Source organism: Microbacterium sp. JZ37, assembly GCF_035188445.1.
GTDB lineage: Bacteria > Actinomycetota > Actinomycetes > Actinomycetales > Microbacteriaceae > Microbacterium > Microbacterium barkeri.
This window is the reverse complement of the sequence record NZ_CP045253.1, coordinates 2,148,957-2,163,835: the sequence shown is the minus strand read 5'-3', so window position 1 is coordinate 2,163,835 and position 14,879 is coordinate 2,148,957. Positions and strand designations below refer to the sequence as shown.

Genomic DNA, 14,879 nt, shown 5'->3' with positions numbered 1-14,879 from the left:
CCGCGGGAATGCGGGGGCTCGGGATGTGTTGTAGTCTGTAGTGCTCGGGGAAACCCGAGGTGACAACTCCACAGAGCGACAGCGGTTCCCTTCGCGAGAAGGATTCCAGGGGCTGATCGGTTTCGACAGTGCTTGCGAATCTGCGAGAAGCGGGCCGAGGATGCAGGGTTATCTCGTAAACGCTCCCTGCGAACCAATAAGTGCCGAATCCAAGCGCACTGACTTCGCCCTCGCTGCCTAAGCGAGCCCGATAGTCCGTCAGACCGTGGTTGATCCCGACACGGACTCTGGCGTCATCTAGGGATCTTGCTGCACGGCGGTGTCGGGACGCCGTGCGGGACTCTTTCTCGACTGGGCTCGTCGACTTAGGTGTCTGTGACAAAGGTCGGAGCCGAGCAGAACGCTTTCACAGACTGCGCCCGGAGAAGCCCCAGAGACTCAGCGCTGGACGGGGGTTCGATTCCCCCCAGCTCCACCGATCGCTGTCGCACAGTGGGAAGGCCCCTTTCCTCGCGTCCGCGAGGAGAGGGGCCTTCGTCATGCTCGGGCTCGGCCCATCGCAGGTGCGCCCCGCCTCGTCAACCCCGCGCGCGGGCGCCGCGTCGCGGACAGGATGGTCGGATGGCGATCGACTCTGACACCGGAACGCGGCTGCGAAGGGGCATCACCACCCCGCTGCTGTTCGCCTTCATCCTCGGCGACGTCCTCGGCGCGGGCATCTACGCGCTCATGGGCGTGCTCGCCGAGGAGGTCGGCGGCATGCTCTGGGCGCCGCTTCTGCTCGCCCTGCTCATGGCGCTGCTGACGGCAGGCTCGTACGCCGAGCTCGTGACGAAGTACCCGCGCGCCGGCGGCGCCGCGGTGTTCGCCGAGCGGGCGTTCCGCAACCGGCTCGTGTCGTTCCTCGTCGGGTTCAGCATGCTGGCGGCCGGTGTCGTGAGCGCGGCCGGACTGGCCCTGGCGTTCGCCGGGGAGTACCTCGCCACCTTCGTCGAGCTGCCCGCGGTTCCCGTCGCGATCGCGTTCCTCGCCCTCGTCGCGGCGATCAACGCGCGCGGCATCCGCGAGTCCATGGGCGCGAACGTCGTGATGACCGTGATCGAGGCGAGCGGCCTCGTCATCGTCGTGGTCGTCGTGGGCGTGCTCCTCGGAGGAGGCGGCGGAGACCTCGGGCGCGTCACCCAGCTGCCGGATGGCGCGGGCGGGGCGGGCGCGATCCTCGCGGGAGCGATCATCGCCTACTACTCCTTCGTGGGGTTCGAGACATCGGCGAACGTCATCGAGGAGGTGAAGGACCCGACCCGCTCGTACCCGCGCGCGCTCTTCGGCGCGCTCGCCGCGGCAGGCGCCGTCTACGTGCTCGTGGGGCTCGCGAGCGCGATCGCGCTTCCGCCGGAGGAGCTGTCCTCCTCCACCGGGCCCCTCCTCGCGGTGGTCGAGTCGACCGGTGTGGCCGTCCCCTCGTGGCTGTTCAGCGCGATCGCCCTGGTCGCGGTCGCGAACGGAGCGCTCCTCACGATGATCATGGCCAGCCGACTCACCTACGGCATGGCGGAGCAGGGGATGCTGCCGGGCGCGTTCGCGCGGGTTCTCCCGAACCGGAAGACGCCGTGGGTCGCGATCGTCGCGACGACGGTCGTCGCGATGGCGCTCACCCTGATCGGCGACCTCGCGACGCTCGCGGAGACCGTCGTCCTGCTCCTCCTCTTCGTGTTCCTCAGCGCGAACATCTCCGTGCTCGTCCTGCGTCGCGACCGCGTCGGCCATCCGCACTACCGCGTGTGGACGTTCGTCCCCGTCCTCGGCATCGCGTCGTGCATCGTGCTGCTCACCCAGCAGCGCCCGATCGTGTGGGCCTTCGGCGCCGCTCTTCTCGCCCTCGGCGGCGTGCTGTACGCGGTCGCCCGCTGGACGAGCCGCGTGCGCGCGCGCTGAGTCCGCGGATTCAGGGACATCCCGGATGTCCGCGCTCCGCCTCGCGGGACACACTGGAGTGTGATCACCTCCTCTGTCCGTCGGCCTGCGGCCATCCGCATCGCGATCGTCGTCGCGGTGCTCGCGGTCGCCGCGGCGCTCATCGTCGGGCTCGTCACGTGGGCGTCGAAGGCCTCGTCGTCAGCGGTCGTCGACGGCATCGACTGGCCGTCGCAGGGGCAGGCCGCCGTCGCGATCGCCGATGGGGACGTCGTCGCGAGCTCGGACGCGCCCGTGCCGATGGCGAGCATCTCGAAGGTCGTGACGGCGCTCATGGTGCTCGAGGAGCGTCCGCTCGAACCCGGTGAGCAGGGCGGCGACTACTGGTTCACCGAGGAGTGGGACATCGCGTACCGGGACTACATCGCGCGAGGCGAGTCCGCCCTGAAGATCCCGGTCGACGGGATGCTCACGCAGCACCAGCTGCTCCAGGGGATGCTGATCGGCTCCGCGTGCAACTACGCCGACATCCTCGTGACGAGCATCTGGGGTGACGAGGCGGCGTTCGCGACAGCCGCGGCCGCCTTCGTGTCCGAGAACGGCCTCGACGGGATCACGATGGTCGAGCCGACCGGCATCGACACCCGGAACACGGCCACGCCCGAGGCGCTCATCGAGCTCGGCCGCCTCGCGCTCGAGAACCCGGTGATCGCGGAGATCGTCGCGACGCCGTCCGTGGACCTCCCGGGCGCAGGGCTGGTCGAGAACACGAACGACCTGCTCGCGGATCCGGGTGTCGTCGGCATCAAGACCGGCACTCTCGAGGGCAGCAGCCTGCTCTCGGCCAAGGATGTGCCGGACGGAGACGGCGGGACGACCCGCGTCTACGCGGTCGTGCTGGGGCAGCCCGACGACGACGCGCGATTCACGGCGTCGCGGAAGCTGTACGCGCAGGTCGAGGCGTCGCTCGCGGAGTGAGCGACCGGCTCAGCGCGCGGCGAGACGGAGCCGCGCGAAGAGGTCCTCGATGATCAGGCGCTCGTCGAGATCGACGCACACCAGCTCGTGGGGGAGCGATCCGGGAACGGTCCGCGTGCGCGCGTGCCGGAGCGCCGTGAACGCGAGCGGCGCGCTGTCGCCGAGCGGCCAAACGGGGTCGATCGCGACGCCCTCGGGAAGCGGCAGCTGCTCGTAGCGCTCCCACAGCCATCCGCCGAGTGCTCCGGAAGACGTCAGCCGCTCCTCGAGCTCGGCGACCGAGATCGCGAGCAGCCGGTACGTCTCGGCCGGGAAGCGGATGACCTCGAGTTCCGGCTGGGCGAAGACGAACGTCGCCGCGCCGGCATCGGTGTCGCGGTTGTACTCGAACCCGTCGCCCTCGAGCAGGCCGCCGACCCAGAGGAGGCGAGTCCGCTCGACGACGTCGGGCGCGAGGCGGATGGCGTCGGCGACGTTCGTCAGCGGGCCGCCGCACACGACGGTCAGCTTCGCGTCGGGCGTCGCCTGCGCGGCCGCATCGACGATGAGCCGCGCCGCGGGGGTCTCGCGCGGGCTGCCGTCGAACGCTGTGTCGGCTCCCGCTGCGAGCGGAAGAGGCGCCTGTGCCATCCGCGTCAGGAGCTCGGCGGCGAGCTCACGGCCGCCCTCCGCGGTGCCCTCGGATGGGCCGAACATCGGGTTGAGGAACGAGCTCGTGACCCCGACGACGTCGTCGGATGGCGAGAGGAGGTGGTGCGCGAGCGCCACGAGGCCATCCGGGTCGCCGCCCCAGTCGTTGTCGACGACCATCCGTCCTGCTGTCGCGATCGCATGCCTCATCCGCGCCTCCGCTCCGTTGCCGTGAATGAAAACATTACACGCTTTATGTTTTAGTGTGGCGCGTCACCGACCACCCACGGGAACGCCTTCGCCCGGCTGCGCGCGCCGGAGCGCGCTCGCGACCGGTCGGGCTCGCCGAGCGTCGTCGTGATCTCCTCACCGAGGCGGACGAGGGTGCCGAAGGCGTCGGGAGTGAGCCAGTCGGGGCGGAAGGCGAAGGCGAGGTCCTCCAGGGCGGTGTTGCCGGAGGCGCCCGGCGCGAACGGGCATCCGCCGAGGCCGCCGAGCGCTCCGTCGACGACGGTCGCGCCGCCATCCGCGGCCGCGGCGGCGTTCGCGACGCCGAGGCCCCACGTGTCGTGCCCGTGGAAGACGACGCCGAGACCGGGGCGCGCGGACGCGGCCAGCGCGACGCGGGTGCGCACCTCTGACGGATGGGCCTGCCCGAGCGTGTCGCAGACGACGACGTCGACAGCGCCGTCGGTGCGCGGGTCGTCGAGGATGCGCGCGAAGCGCTCGAGGGGGACCTCGCCCTCGAAGGGGCACGTGAACGACGTCGCGATGCAGAGCTGCACGCTCCCGCCGACTGCCGCGGCGGCCGCGATCGCATCGGGCATCGCCGCGAGCGACGTCTCGGTGTCGCGGCCGATGTTCGCCTGATTGTGGCTGTCGGAGGCCGAGAAGCAGTACTGGAATCGCCGGACACCCGCCGCGGCGGCGCGCTCGACGTGTCGCGGGGTCGCCACCCAGACCCAGACGCGGTCGCGCTCCTCGGGCGTCAGTGCGGCGACGACGTCGAGGGTGTCGGCGAGCGCGGGCACGAGGTCGGGGCGCGCCATCGAGCCCACCTCGATGTGCTCGACGCCGAGGGCGAAGAGCTCGCGGACGAGCTGCACCTTCCGCTCGGTCGGGAGCGGCCTGCCGACGAGCTGGAGGCCGTCGCGGAGCGTGACGTCGCGGTACTGCAGGGTCATCGGAGGTCCTCCTCGTAGGCGTCGATCCGCGCGTCGTCCCAGCCGAGCTCGCGCAGCACGTCGCGCGTGTGCTCGCCGAGATCGGGCCCGATGTGCGCGATGGGAAGCGATCGCCCGCCGAACACGGGCACGATGCCGGGGAATCCGACGCCCTCGCGGACGCCCTCTCCGTCGTCGACGTCGAAGCGCTGGATCATGTCGCGCGCCGCGTACTGCTCGTCGGCGCAGACATCCTCCGCCGTGTAGATCGGGCCGGATGGCACGCCCGCGGCATCGAGCACGGCGAGCGCCTCCTGGCTCGTGAGCGTGGCCGCCCACGCCCCGATCGCGTCGTCGAGGCGATCGCGCGCGGCCCACCGGCCCTCGTTCGACTGCAGATCGGGCGCGGATGCGAGGTCGGGTCGGCCGATCGCCGTCATGTACCGCTGGTAGATGGCATCTCCGTTGCCCGCGACGACGATGCTCTTGCCGTCTGCGCACAGGTACGCGTTCGACGGGGCGATGCCCTCCATCCGCCCTCCCGTGCGCTCGCGCCGGACACCGTACGCCTCCCAGTCGGGGACGAGGGACTCGGTCACCGACAGCATCGCCTCGTTGAGCGCGACGTCGATCACGCGATCGCCGAACGGCGTCTCGCGCAGCCGGCCCGCGTCTCGCAGACGCGCGAAGAGCGACATCGCGATGCCGAACGCCGCGTAGATGCCCGCGATCGTGTCGCCGATCGAGACGCCCGTGCGGCTCGGCGGTCGCCCGGGCTCTCCGACGAGCTCGCGGAAGCCGCCGTACGCCTCGGCGACGGCGGCGAAGCCGGGCCGGTGTGACAGGGGGCCGCTCTGGCCGAACGCGGAGATCCGCGCGACGATCAGGTCGGGGTTCGCCTCCTCGAGCGCGGCGGCGTCGAGGCCCCACCTCTCGAGGGTGCCGGGGCGGAAGTTCTCGAGGAGCACGTCGGACGTGCGGATGAGGTCGAGCACGATCGCGCGGCCCTCGTCGCTGCGCAGATCGACCACGACCGACCTCTTCCCGCGGTTGATCGTGCGGTAGAGCATCGAGGTCTCGCCGCGGTGCAGACGCCAGCGGCGCAGCTCGTCGCCCGTGCGCGGCCGCTCGACCTTGATCACGTCGGCGCCGAAGTCGGCGAGCAGGCGCCCTGCCGTCGGCGCCGCGATGTAGTTGCCGAGCTCGAGGACGCGGACGCCGTCGAGGGGACGGAAGGGAGACATCAGAGGAACACCGCCAGGACGAGGGTCATCGCGAGCGCGATGACGGAGGCGAGGGAGACGCCCACGGTCACGGTCTTGAGCGCGCCGCGCACCGACTGCCCGAGGAACGACTGCAGCAGCCAGAACGTGTTCGAGGTGACGTGCACGCAGAAGAGCGCTCCGGCGCCGGCCGCGAGGGCGATGAGCAGCGGGTCGAGCCCGAGGCTCGTCGCGACCGGCGCGATGACACCCGCCGCGGTGATCGCCGACAGGGTGACGGAGCCGACCGCGATGTGGAGCACGGCGGCCATCACCCAGACGACGAGCAGGGGAGCGAACGTCGTCGCCTGGAAGTACCCCTGCAGGATGGCGCCGAGGTCGCCCTCGGAGATGACGGCGGCGAGCGACCCGCCGACGCCCGTGAGGACGAAGATCTGCCCGCCGTCCTGGAAGCCCTTCACGAGCGACTTCTCGATGCGCTGCGTGCCGACCGCGCGGCGCCCGATCATGCCGGTCGCGATGACGGCGAACAGCAGGGCGATGACCGGATTGCCGATGAACTGCATCGCCGGCACCTCGATCGCCAGGACCGTCAGCACCGCCTGCGCGGCGATGAGCAGGAGGGCCGTGAGCATCGGGGCGAACAGGAGCAGGAGCGGCTGCTCGCGCTCGGTGCGCTCGGCGACGGCCGTGTATCCGTGCGGCACGCCGCCGAGCGCGGTGCGCACCGTGCCCGTCCGCGTGCGATCGATCCGGGGCGACGAAGCGGATGGCGCGGTGTCGGCCGAGGCATCCGTCGCGTCCTCATCGGTCAGCTCCTCGACGATCGCCTTCTCGTCCTTCTCGGGGTTCCAGAAGCCGAGGCGGAAGGCGATCGTCATGAGCATGATCGTGAGGATCACGGTCGGCACGACCACGACGAGGCCCCCGATGAGCATGACGCCGAGCGGCACGCCGAGGAGGCCCGCGAGCGCGACCGCCGCGAAGCCCGGCACCATGAGCACGATGCCCGTCTCGAGGCTCACCGCGAAGACGACGCCCATGATGCCGGTGCCGTTGCGACCCAGGCGCGGGGCGATCCGGCGCGCGAGGGGTGCGGCGATGACGATCATGACGTCGACGAAGATCGTCTGCAGGTAGGTCGCGAACGACAGGCCCAGCGCGTAGGGCACGCCGCGCTTGCCGAACATCCGCAGGAGGCCGTCGACGAGCCGTGTGATCGCGCCCATCTCGTTGAGCATCGCTCCGATGAGCACGCCCCACGCGATGAGCAGGCCGGCTTCCATCATGACGTCGCCGAAGCCGCGGGTCATGGTCGTCACGGTGTCGACCGGCCCGAGGCCGGTGAGCAGGCCGATCGCGGCCGCACCGACTGCGAGCGCGATCACGGGGTTGATGCGGAACCGCACGATCGCGAAGACCACCCCGACGATGACGAGTCCGACGACTCCCAGCGTGTACCACTCGTTCACAAACGGCCTCTCCCTTGAAGCGTCATCCTGCTCCTGCTCTGATCCCACACTGTAGGAGCAGTCTCACGATGTGGGCAAACCGGCGTCCGGTCCCTAGGATCGCCTCATGGCCGAACAGCCGCTCCTCGTCCTCGCGAAGATCACCGCCATCCTCGACGCGTTCACGCTCAGCGAGCCGCTGCGGACGGCGAGCGAGATCCGCGCCTCGACCGGCCTGCCCGCGTCGACCGCGCACCGGCTGCTGGCGAACCTCGTCGACCACGGGTTCCTCGAGCGCGAGGGCGAGCGCTACCGGATCGGCGTGCGGATGGCGTACTGGGCCGGCCCCGCGACCCGCGCGCGCGACTTCACGGAGCTCCTGACGCCTCAGCTGCAGGCGCTGCGCGACGAGACGGGGGAGACGGCGTGCTTCTTCCGCGTCGAGCAGGGCGCGCGGGTGTGCGTGGGGGTTGCGGAGACGCGCCACGGTCTCAAGCGCGAGATGTACGTCGGGCGCATACAGCCGCTGCACGTCGGCAGCTCGGGCCGCGTGCTCCTCGCGTGGACCGACGGTCTGCTCGACGAGGTCGCGTCGGGCGAGCTGCCCGCGCTGACCGAGGCGACCATCACCGACCCCGACGTGCTGCGCGCGGCGGTCGCGCAGACGCGCGCCGCGGGTTACGCGATCACCGTGGGCGAGCGCATGGAAGCGGCCTCGGGGCTCGCGGCTCCCGTCTTCGACCAGCACGCGGCGCTCGTCGGCGCGCTCACGGTGATGGGGCCCACCCTCCGGATGCCCGTCGAGGTCTGCGAGCAGCTCGTCGACGCGGTCGTCACCGCGGCCGATGCGCTCACAGCCGCGTTCGGCGGGCGCAAGCCCAGCGCGGCCTGAGCGCGCCTCTCGGCCGGATCAGGCCCATCCGCCTCAGTCGAGCGAGGGGTCGCGGCCCGTCCGGAGGCCCGACTCGAGTGCCGCGATCGCCGCGAGATCATCCGCGTCGAGCTCGAACCCGAGGACGTCGATGTTCGCGCGGATCCGCGCAGGGGTGACGGACTTCGGGATGACGACGTTGCCGAGCTGCAGGTGCCACCGGATGACGACCTGCGCCGGGGCGACGCCGTGCTTCTCGGCGATGCGGGCCAGGGCAGGGTCGTCGAGGAGCCGCCCGCGCGCGAGCGGCGACCACGCCTCGGTCACGATGCCGTGCGCGGCGTGATACGCACGCAGCTCGGCCTGCGGCAGGAGAGGATGCAGCTCCACCTGGTTCACGACGGGGGCCACGTCGGTCTCCGCGCGGAGGCGATCGAGGTGCGCGATCGCGAAGTTGGAGACGCCGATCGAGCGGGCCCGCCCCTCCTCGCGGATCCGCTCGAGGGCGCGGTAGGTCTCGACGTAGCGGTCGCGCGAGGGGATCGGCCAGTGGATGAGGTACAGGTCGACGGTGTCGAGGCCGAGGCGATCGAGACTCGCGTCGAACGCGCGCAGGGTCTCGTCGAAGCCGTGGTCGTCATTCCAGACCTTCGTCGTGACGAAGACCTCGTCGCGGGGGATGCCGCTCGTGCGGATCCCCTCGCCGACGCCGCGCTCGTTCTCGTACAGGGCGGCGGTGTCGATGTGGCGGTACCCCGCCTCGATCGCGACCCGCACGCATTCGGCCGCATCGGCATCCGGGATCTTGTACACGCCGAGACCGAGCTGAGGGATCGAGCGTCCGTCGGAGAGGGGGATGAGCGCATGCGACGTCATGCCTCCACTCTGCCGCAGGCCGCGTGCAGGATGTCGGCGCGTCGCGTGCAAGATCCGCGGGCGTCGCGACAGAGACATGGTGTGATGAGCGTGCGCACCGCAGCGGAGGATCCGCCGGCCGAGGGAGGCACGATGCCCGACGACCTCGCCTGGTTCACGGCGGTCGTGCGCGCCCATGCGACCGCGCTGGTGAAGTACTTCGCCCGGCGCGGGCCCCGGCAGGATGCCGAGGACCTCGCGTCGGACGTCTTCGCGGTCGCATGGCGGCGACGTGCCGACGTGCCGCGAGGCGCGGAGCTCCCGTGGCTCTATCGCACCGCCGAGCTGACCCTCGCGAATGCGCGTCGCAAGCACGTCGACCTCCCCGTTGAGACCCTGCCCGAGTCGGGAGCGTCTCGCGTCGCCGACGATCCCGAGCTGCACGCGCTGTTCGACGCCGAGCTGCGCGGTGCGCTCGCCGCGGTGGGGGAGCGGGACCGACGGATCCTCCTGCTGCACGCCTGGGAGGGGCTCGACGGCGAGGAGCTCGCGGCGGTGCTCGGCATCTCGCGCTCGGGCGCGGACGCCGCGCTCTCGCGCGCCCGAGCGCGGCTGCGCGCCGCGTGGGGCGAGCGCCTCCGGTTCTGATCCCGCCGCAAGATCCGGCCTTCCCGCCACATAGACAGGGAGAGCGAGCTTTCCAGGAGGACGCCATGAACGCGCATGACCAGGACCCGGTCGGCCGCCTCCGCGCGGCGGACCCGGCAGCGGACGTCGAGCCCAGGGAGGGCTTCGCCGACGCGGTGATCGCGGCGGCGACCGCGGAAGGTGCGGCACCGGTCGATCTGGACGCCGAGCGCGCTCGCCGCGGACCGAGGCGGATGGCCGTGCTCGCGATCGCGGCCTCCGTCGCGCTCGCGCTCGTCGTCGGAGGCGTCGCGGGCTACGGTCTCGCCGCGGGCCAGGCGACCGCCGGATCGGGCACCGGTTCTTCGGACGCCGGGGTCTCGGATGGCGACGGTGCGGCACCGCCGATCTCGCTGCCCGGAGAGGGCGGCCCCGCGCAGGGAGGCGCGCTCGCCGACCGGGGCGCGGCGGAGTCCGGTTCGCAGGACCTCTCCGCACAGTCGTCGGACACGAGCTACCCGTACGGGTATTCGTCGCGGAGCTCGTTCCGGTCGTCGATGCTGCTCTCGTCGAGCGGCGGCCGGGCGGCTGCATATGCCTACGACGCTGCCGCGTCGTCCACTGCGGAGAAGGTGGGCGCCTTCGCCGCGGCTCTCGGCGTCGAGGGCGCCCCGGAGATCCGCGACGGGATGTGGGTGGTCGGCCCGCAGGACGGCAGCGCTGCGTCGTTCAGCGCGAGTCTCGACGGCACTCTCGGCTTCTGGTTCTGGAGCGGCGGGGATCCATGGGCGTGCGGCGAGGCCTGCGTCGCCCCGGAGGAGGGCCCCGCCATCGCCGCCGCGCGCGACCTGATGACGCGGCTCGGAGAGGACCCGGCCGCGTACGAGTACACGTCGGAGACCTGGGAGGGGTCCGCGACCCGCTCGGTCGCGATCTGGACCGTCATCGATGGCCAGCGCATCGATAGCGCCCTGCACCTCGACTACGCCGCGGAGGGGATCGTCAGCGGATACGGCGCCCTCGCCGACATCGTGCCGTTCGGGGAGTACGAGGTCGTGAGCGAGCAGGAGGCGTTCGAGCGCCTGTCCGATCCGCGCTTCGGCGCTCAGCTGACGACCCTTCCCGAGGCGCTGCGCGAGGGCGTGGCGGGTGAGGAGTGGACGCCGCCGACCGCGGCGCCGTCGCTGCCGGAGCCGGGCGCGTCGGTCTCGTGGAGCGTCAATGACGTCGAGATCGTGTCGGCACGCCTCGGGCTCGCGAGCCACTGGCAGGCCGATGGATCGGTGCTGCTGGTGCCGACGTACGAGTTCACCGACTCCGCAGGCGGAACGTGGAGTGTCATCGCCGTCGCCGAGTCCGCACTGGACTTCTCCGCGGCCGAGGGCGGCCATTACGGCTGGATCGAATGACGCGTGCTCAGCCGCGCCACGTGATGACGGCGAGGCCGCTCTTCGTGTCCGCGAGCGCGACCCATCCGTCGCCGAACGCGTACGTCATGCCGTACCCCTGCTCATCCGCCCATTCCGCCGAGGGCATGCTCTCGGTGAGGTAGACGACGCCGTCGGCCTCCTCGCGCTTCCAGCCCTGGTCGGCGAGGTACCCCTGCAGCTCGGCGGAGACGTCCGCCTCGACGGGAGCCCATCCGTACATCTGGACGACGTCGGTCGCTCCGGCCTCGAAGTCGCCCCACGTGCAGCTGACGCCGCCGGGCACCTCGGTGGGGCCGACGTAGAACGGATCGGTGCGGGCCGTCCATCCGAGTTCGGCGAACTGGTCGACGAGCGCGGGCGCGATGATCGTCTCGCAGGTCGGCGCGCCGCCGCCCGCACCGGAGGCGCCGCCGTTCGCGGATGATCCGCCGTCGGACGGCGTCTTGGGCGTGAGCGGCGAGGCGCAGCCGACCAGCATCGCGGCGGCGACGAGGAAGGTCGCTCCCGCCGCGGCGAGGGAGCGCCGAGTGCGGGCCGCCCCGGTCGTCACGTCGTGGCCTGCGGCGGGGCGGCGAGGAGCTCGAGGAAGGCGTCGTGGAGGACGCCGTTGGTCGCGAGAGCCGAGCCCTCCGCGATCGTCGGCGCGCCGTCGAAGGAGGTCATGCGCCCTCCGGCCTCGGTGACGATCGCGGCGGCCGCGGCGAGGTCGTACTCCTTGACGTCGAACTCCGCGACGAACTCGAGACGGCCTTCGGCGAGGAGCATGTACGACCAGATGTCGCCGTACGCGCGGTCGCGCCACACACGGCGGCTCAGGGTGATGAGCTCCTCGAGGTGGCCCGCGTCGTCCCACTGCGCGATGCTCTGGAAGCTCACGCTCGCATCGTCGAGATCGGCGACGTCGGACACGCGGATGGGCCGCGGCTCGCCGCCGTCGACGCTCGTCCAGGCGCCGAGGCCCTCGGCCGCCCACCAGCGGCGGCGCATCGCGGGGGAGCTCACGACGCCGAGGCGCGGATAGCCCTCGATGTCGAGCGCGATCATCGTGCCCCACGCGGGGACGCCGCGGAGGAAGTTCGCCGTGCCGTCGATCGGGTCGATGATCCAGCGGCGAGGCGCGTCGTCGTCGCGGCCGTACTCCTCGCCGAAGATCCCGTCGTCCGGGCGCTCGGTCGCGAGGATGTCGCGGATGGCGCGCTCGGCGGCCAGGTCGGCGTCGGTCACGTGGCTGCGGTCGGCCTTGCGCGAGACCTCGAGGTCGGCGGAGTCGAAGCGCGGCAGCGTCTGGGCGTCGGCGGCGTCGGCGAGGCGGAGGGCGAGCGCGAGATCCTCGTCGAGGCCGGCGCGGGCGGGGGAGGCGGGAGTCGACGAGGGGGAGGTCACCCGCTCAGGATATCGGCGCCGTCGCGACCGGCCCTGAGGTTCAGAGCACGCGTGAGCGGTGCACAGGAGACGCACAGGCACGCCCGGGCGCACCTCGATTCGCGCGGGCCTGACGAGCCTGGTAACGTAGTCTCTCGGTTCGCAGGGAAGGAACTCCCGGAGAACGGAACGCACCTCTAGCTCAATCGGCAGAGCAACTGACTCTTAATCAGTGGGTTCAGGGTTCAAGTCCCTGGGGGTGCACCACCTGAAGGCCCGAGAGCCGCGGAAACACGCGGAACTCGGGCCTTCGTCGTTCCCGGGGGAGGGGCCGAGCGGGGCAGTTTCACCAAGAAATGCACCAGGAAACGCGCCAGAAGGCTCGGGGGCTGCGGCCCATCCTCCCGCACGGGCGCGCTCCTTCTGCCCACGACAGCCGCCTTCATCGAGTCAGAAGCGAGGCCTCGAGGCACTTGCCGCGTCAGACGATGCCGCCGCGATAGGCGAACGCGACCAGCTGTCCGCGGTCCCGTGCGCCGAGCTTGGTCATGGCTCGATTGATGTGCGTTTTGACCGTCAGCGGCGAGATGAAGAGGCGCCGGGCGATCGCGGCGTTGTCCTCGCCACGTGCGGCCGCAGCGACCAGGTCGCGCTCTCGGGGGGTCAGCGTCGCGACGAGAGCCGCGAGTTCCGAGTCGATCTCGGCTCGGCGCTGGCCCTTCGCGGTGGACAGGTGGGTGATCACAGCGCGCGAGGCGCGCGCGGACAGAGAGGACTCGCCCGCAGCGACGCGCTCGACGGCCTGGATGATCTCATCAGGATCCGCGGCCTTCCCCAGGAATCCGTCGGCTCCGGCGGACAGCGCAGCGACCACGTCCCCGTCGCCGTCGAACGTCGTGAGCACGAGTATGCGCACGTCGTCGAGGGCGGGGTCAGAGCGGATCTCGCTCGTCGCCGAGATGCCGTCCTCTCCGGGCATCCGCAGGTCCATCAGCACCACGTCCGGACGCAGCGAACGCGCGAGCTCGACGCCGCGGGAGCCTTCTGAAGCCTCACCGACGATCGTGACATCGGCGGACTCGAGGACGCTGCGCAGACCCGCGCGAATCACGGCCTGATCATCGATCAGCAGGACGGTGGTCATCGCAGACCCGGCTTCTCGTGCGTGTGGAGGGGCAGGAGGGCACGAAGTACGAAGCGCCCCTGTTCTGCGCCAGCGCGCATGGAGCCGTGCACGCTGGCCGCGCGCTCGCGCATTCCGATGAGCCCGAAGCCGCGTTCGTCCTCGCGGACCGCACCCCGAGCGTCGACGACACGATTGGCGACCTCGACGCTCAGCGCGCGGTCGTCATGGCTGATCGACACGGTGACCGGTTCCGTTCCATGCTTGCGCGCGTTTGTGAGCGACTCCTGCACGATCCGGTAGGCGGCCACGCCGACCGCTTGATCCACTGAATTCGGCAGGACCGCGCGGAACTCGACGCGCAGGCCAGCTGCCCGCGTCGCCTCAACGAGAGCGGCGATGCCGTCGAGGCCGGGCACCGAGCCGTGCTGCTCGTCGGCGGATGTGCCACCGGGGTTGCGCAGAACGGCCAGGACGTCTTGCAGCTCGTCCACCACGGTGCGGGCCGAGGCACGCACCTGCTGGAGCGCCGTGCGTGCCCGGTCAGGGTCGTTGGAGAGGTGTCGTTCGGCCGCGCCCGCATGGATCGCCACCGCGGAGACGGTGTGTGCGACTGAGTCGTGGAGGTCGCGTGCGATGCGGAGGCGCTCCTCATCGACCCGGTGACGGATCTCAGCGTCGCGGTGTGAGGCGGCAGCCCGGCTGTGCTCCTCGAGCGCGAGGAGGTAGTCGTTGTTGGTGCGGAGGAACAGCCCGGCTGCGACGACCGCGGCCGTCCAGACGGGCAGGATCAACGCGACGGGGTCGACCGGTGTGACCTGGAAGACGACCACGGCGCCGATGTACAGCAGGGCCGCATGTGCGCCCCCGAACCCGAGCGTCGTGCGCCGCCCGCATCGGAGGGTGAGAGAGAAGAGGCAGACCTCCGCGACGACCCACAGCGGCACCGCGCCCGAGGGCGTCAGGAGGACGAGCCCGCTCACGAGGATAGCGGCAGCCGCGGCAGTCGCGGGATAGCGTCGTCGGGCGGCCGCTGCCGCGACGGCGAGGACGACCACGGGCGCGGTGGCGAACGAGGACGTGGAGATCTCGCGTGTCAGTTCGACGACGATCGCGATCGCCGCCGCCGCATCGAGGCCCCACTCGACGCGGCCCAACTCGAGGCCGAGGCCGCGCGGACGCCGCGGGGCGGCCGGGGAACCTTCGCTCATGTCAGTTCACTCTGCCAGACACGGCGGTATCGAGCTGACCG

General features: G+C 71.3%; 14 protein-coding genes, 1 tRNA gene and 1 other RNA gene. 7 read left to right on the top strand and 9 right to left on the bottom strand.

Translation table 11 applies throughout. From position 1 onward, the window contains the following. The first annotated feature begins 108 nt into the window (after nucleotides 1-108). The 3 genes from ssrA (at nucleotide 109) to GC092_RS10005 (ending at nucleotide 2,892) form a co-directional block, all read left to right on the top strand. Nucleotides 109-478: a transfer-messenger RNA gene (gene ssrA, locus GC092_RS10015) on the top strand. 143 nt (nucleotides 479-621) lie between these two features. Continuing rightward, nucleotides 622-1,935: an APC family permease gene (locus tag GC092_RS10010; protein WP_324011713.1), complete on the top strand. Its 1,314-nt coding sequence runs from the start codon at nucleotides 622-624 to the stop codon at nucleotides 1,933-1,935. Between the two features lie 60 nt (nucleotides 1,936-1,995). After that, nucleotides 1,996-2,892 carry a D-alanyl-D-alanine carboxypeptidase family protein gene (locus GC092_RS10005; protein WP_324011711.1) on the top strand — a complete coding sequence of 299 codons (897 nt, stop codon included), beginning with the start codon at nucleotides 1,996-1,998 and terminating at the stop codon, nucleotides 2,890-2,892. A 9-nt stretch (nucleotides 2,893-2,901) separates the two neighbouring features. Here GC092_RS10005 and GC092_RS10000 read toward each other — a convergent pair whose 3' ends face one another. From GC092_RS10000 to GC092_RS09985, 4 genes are read right to left on the bottom strand one after another with little or no spacing between them, the layout of a single operon-like run. Beyond that, nucleotides 2,902-3,732, bottom strand: coding sequence for a nucleoside hydrolase (locus tag GC092_RS10000; RefSeq protein ID WP_324011709.1), 831 nt, complete (start codon nucleotides 3,730-3,732; stop codon nucleotides 2,902-2,904). Nucleotides 3,733-3,782: 50 nt separating this feature from the next. Then, a complete protein-coding gene (locus GC092_RS09995) occupies nucleotides 3,783-4,706 on the bottom strand; it encodes a hydroxymethylglutaryl-CoA lyase-like TIM-barrel protein (RefSeq protein WP_324011707.1) in 924 nt (307 codons plus the stop codon). Then, a complete protein-coding gene (locus tag GC092_RS09990) occupies nucleotides 4,703-5,929 on the bottom strand; it encodes a CaiB/BaiF CoA transferase family protein (RefSeq protein WP_324011705.1) in 1,227 nt (408 codons plus the stop codon). Before GC092_RS09990 ends, GC092_RS09995 begins: the two co-directional genes overlap by 4 nt. Beyond that, nucleotides 5,929-7,380, bottom strand: a complete 1,452-nt coding sequence (locus tag GC092_RS09985; RefSeq protein WP_324011703.1) for a GntP family permease — start codon at nucleotides 7,378-7,380, stop codon at nucleotides 5,929-5,931. The genes GC092_RS09990 and GC092_RS09985 overlap by 1 nt, the downstream gene beginning before the upstream one ends. A 106-nt stretch (nucleotides 7,381-7,486) precedes the next feature. On the opposite strand from GC092_RS09985, the gene GC092_RS09980 reads away from it, so the two are divergent. Beyond that, complete coding sequence (locus GC092_RS09980; RefSeq protein ID WP_271173968.1) at nucleotides 7,487-8,251, top strand: IclR family transcriptional regulator; 765 nt, start codon at nucleotides 7,487-7,489, stop codon at nucleotides 8,249-8,251. Nucleotides 8,252-8,284: 33 nt separating this feature from the next. On the opposite strand, the gene GC092_RS09975 is transcribed toward GC092_RS09980, so the two are convergent. Continuing rightward, nucleotides 8,285-9,106, bottom strand: coding sequence for an aldo/keto reductase (locus GC092_RS09975; RefSeq protein WP_324011702.1), 822 nt, complete (start codon nucleotides 9,104-9,106; stop codon nucleotides 8,285-8,287). Between the two features lie 84 nt (nucleotides 9,107-9,190). Between GC092_RS09975 and GC092_RS09970 the strand changes: the two genes are divergently transcribed. Both GC092_RS09970 and GC092_RS09965 read left to right on the top strand, forming a co-directional pair. Further along, nucleotides 9,191-9,733, top strand: a complete 543-nt coding sequence (locus GC092_RS09970; protein WP_324011701.1) for an RNA polymerase sigma factor — start codon at nucleotides 9,191-9,193, stop codon at nucleotides 9,731-9,733. Between the two features lie 65 nt (nucleotides 9,734-9,798). Next, nucleotides 9,799-11,121, top strand: coding sequence for a hypothetical protein (locus GC092_RS09965; RefSeq protein ID WP_324011699.1), 1,323 nt, complete (start codon nucleotides 9,799-9,801; stop codon nucleotides 11,119-11,121). Nucleotides 11,122-11,128: 7 nt separating this feature from the next. Here the strand turns inward: GC092_RS09965 and GC092_RS09960 are convergent, their stop codons facing one another. Next, entirely contained in the window at nucleotides 11,129-11,692 is a 564-nt protein-coding gene (locus GC092_RS09960; RefSeq protein ID WP_324011696.1) for a hypothetical protein, read from the bottom strand. Next, the gene (locus tag GC092_RS09955; protein WP_324011695.1) at nucleotides 11,689-12,525 is read right to left on the bottom strand and encodes an inositol monophosphatase family protein; all 837 of its coding nucleotides are present in this window, start codon (nucleotides 12,523-12,525) and stop codon (nucleotides 11,689-11,691) included. Before GC092_RS09955 ends, GC092_RS09960 begins: the two co-directional genes overlap by 4 nt. A gap of 170 nt (nucleotides 12,526-12,695) precedes the next feature. Here GC092_RS09955 and GC092_RS09950 point away from each other — a divergent pair. After that, a tRNA-Lys gene (locus tag GC092_RS09950) sits at nucleotides 12,696-12,771 on the top strand. 214 nt (nucleotides 12,772-12,985) lie between these two features. Here the strand turns inward: GC092_RS09950 and GC092_RS09945 are convergent. Next, a complete protein-coding gene (locus GC092_RS09945; protein WP_324011694.1) occupies nucleotides 12,986-13,648 on the bottom strand; it encodes a response regulator in 663 nt (220 codons plus the stop codon). Continuing rightward, nucleotides 13,645-14,838: a sensor histidine kinase gene (locus tag GC092_RS09940; RefSeq protein ID WP_324011692.1), complete on the bottom strand. Its 1,194-nt coding sequence runs from the start codon at nucleotides 14,836-14,838 to the stop codon at nucleotides 13,645-13,647. Before GC092_RS09940 ends, GC092_RS09945 begins: the two co-directional genes overlap by 4 nt. Between the last annotated feature and the right edge of the window lie 41 nt (nucleotides 14,839-14,879).

Bases quoted from the DNA above. Each gene is read 5' to 3' on its own strand.
- GC092_RS09940 (WP_324011692.1), bottom strand. From the start codon at position 14,838: ATGAGCGAAGGTTCCCCGGCCGCCCCGCGGCGTCCGCGCGGCCTCGGC.
- GC092_RS09945 (WP_324011694.1), bottom strand. From the start codon at position 13,648: ATGACCACCGTCCTGCTGATCGATGATCAGGCCGTGATTCGCGCGGGT.
- GC092_RS09995 (WP_324011707.1), bottom strand. From the start codon at position 4,706: ATGACCCTGCAGTACCGCGACGTCACGCTCCGCGACGGCCTCCAGCTC.
- GC092_RS09975 (WP_324011702.1), bottom strand. From the start codon at position 9,106: ATGACGTCGCATGCGCTCATCCCCCTCTCCGACGGACGCTCGATCCCT.
- GC092_RS09990 (WP_324011705.1), bottom strand. From the start codon at position 5,929: ATGTCTCCCTTCCGTCCCCTCGACGGCGTCCGCGTCCTCGAGCTCGGC.
- GC092_RS09980 (WP_271173968.1), top strand. From the start codon at position 7,487: ATGGCCGAACAGCCGCTCCTCGTCCTCGCGAAGATCACCGCCATCCTC.
- GC092_RS10010 (WP_324011713.1), top strand. From the start codon at position 622: ATGGCGATCGACTCTGACACCGGAACGCGGCTGCGAAGGGGCATCACC.
- GC092_RS10000 (WP_324011709.1), bottom strand. From the start codon at position 3,732: ATGAGGCATGCGATCGCGACAGCAGGACGGATGGTCGTCGACAACGAC.
- GC092_RS09965 (WP_324011699.1), top strand. From the start codon at position 9,799: ATGAACGCGCATGACCAGGACCCGGTCGGCCGCCTCCGCGCGGCGGAC.
- GC092_RS09970 (WP_324011701.1), top strand. From the start codon at position 9,191: ATGAGCGTGCGCACCGCAGCGGAGGATCCGCCGGCCGAGGGAGGCACG.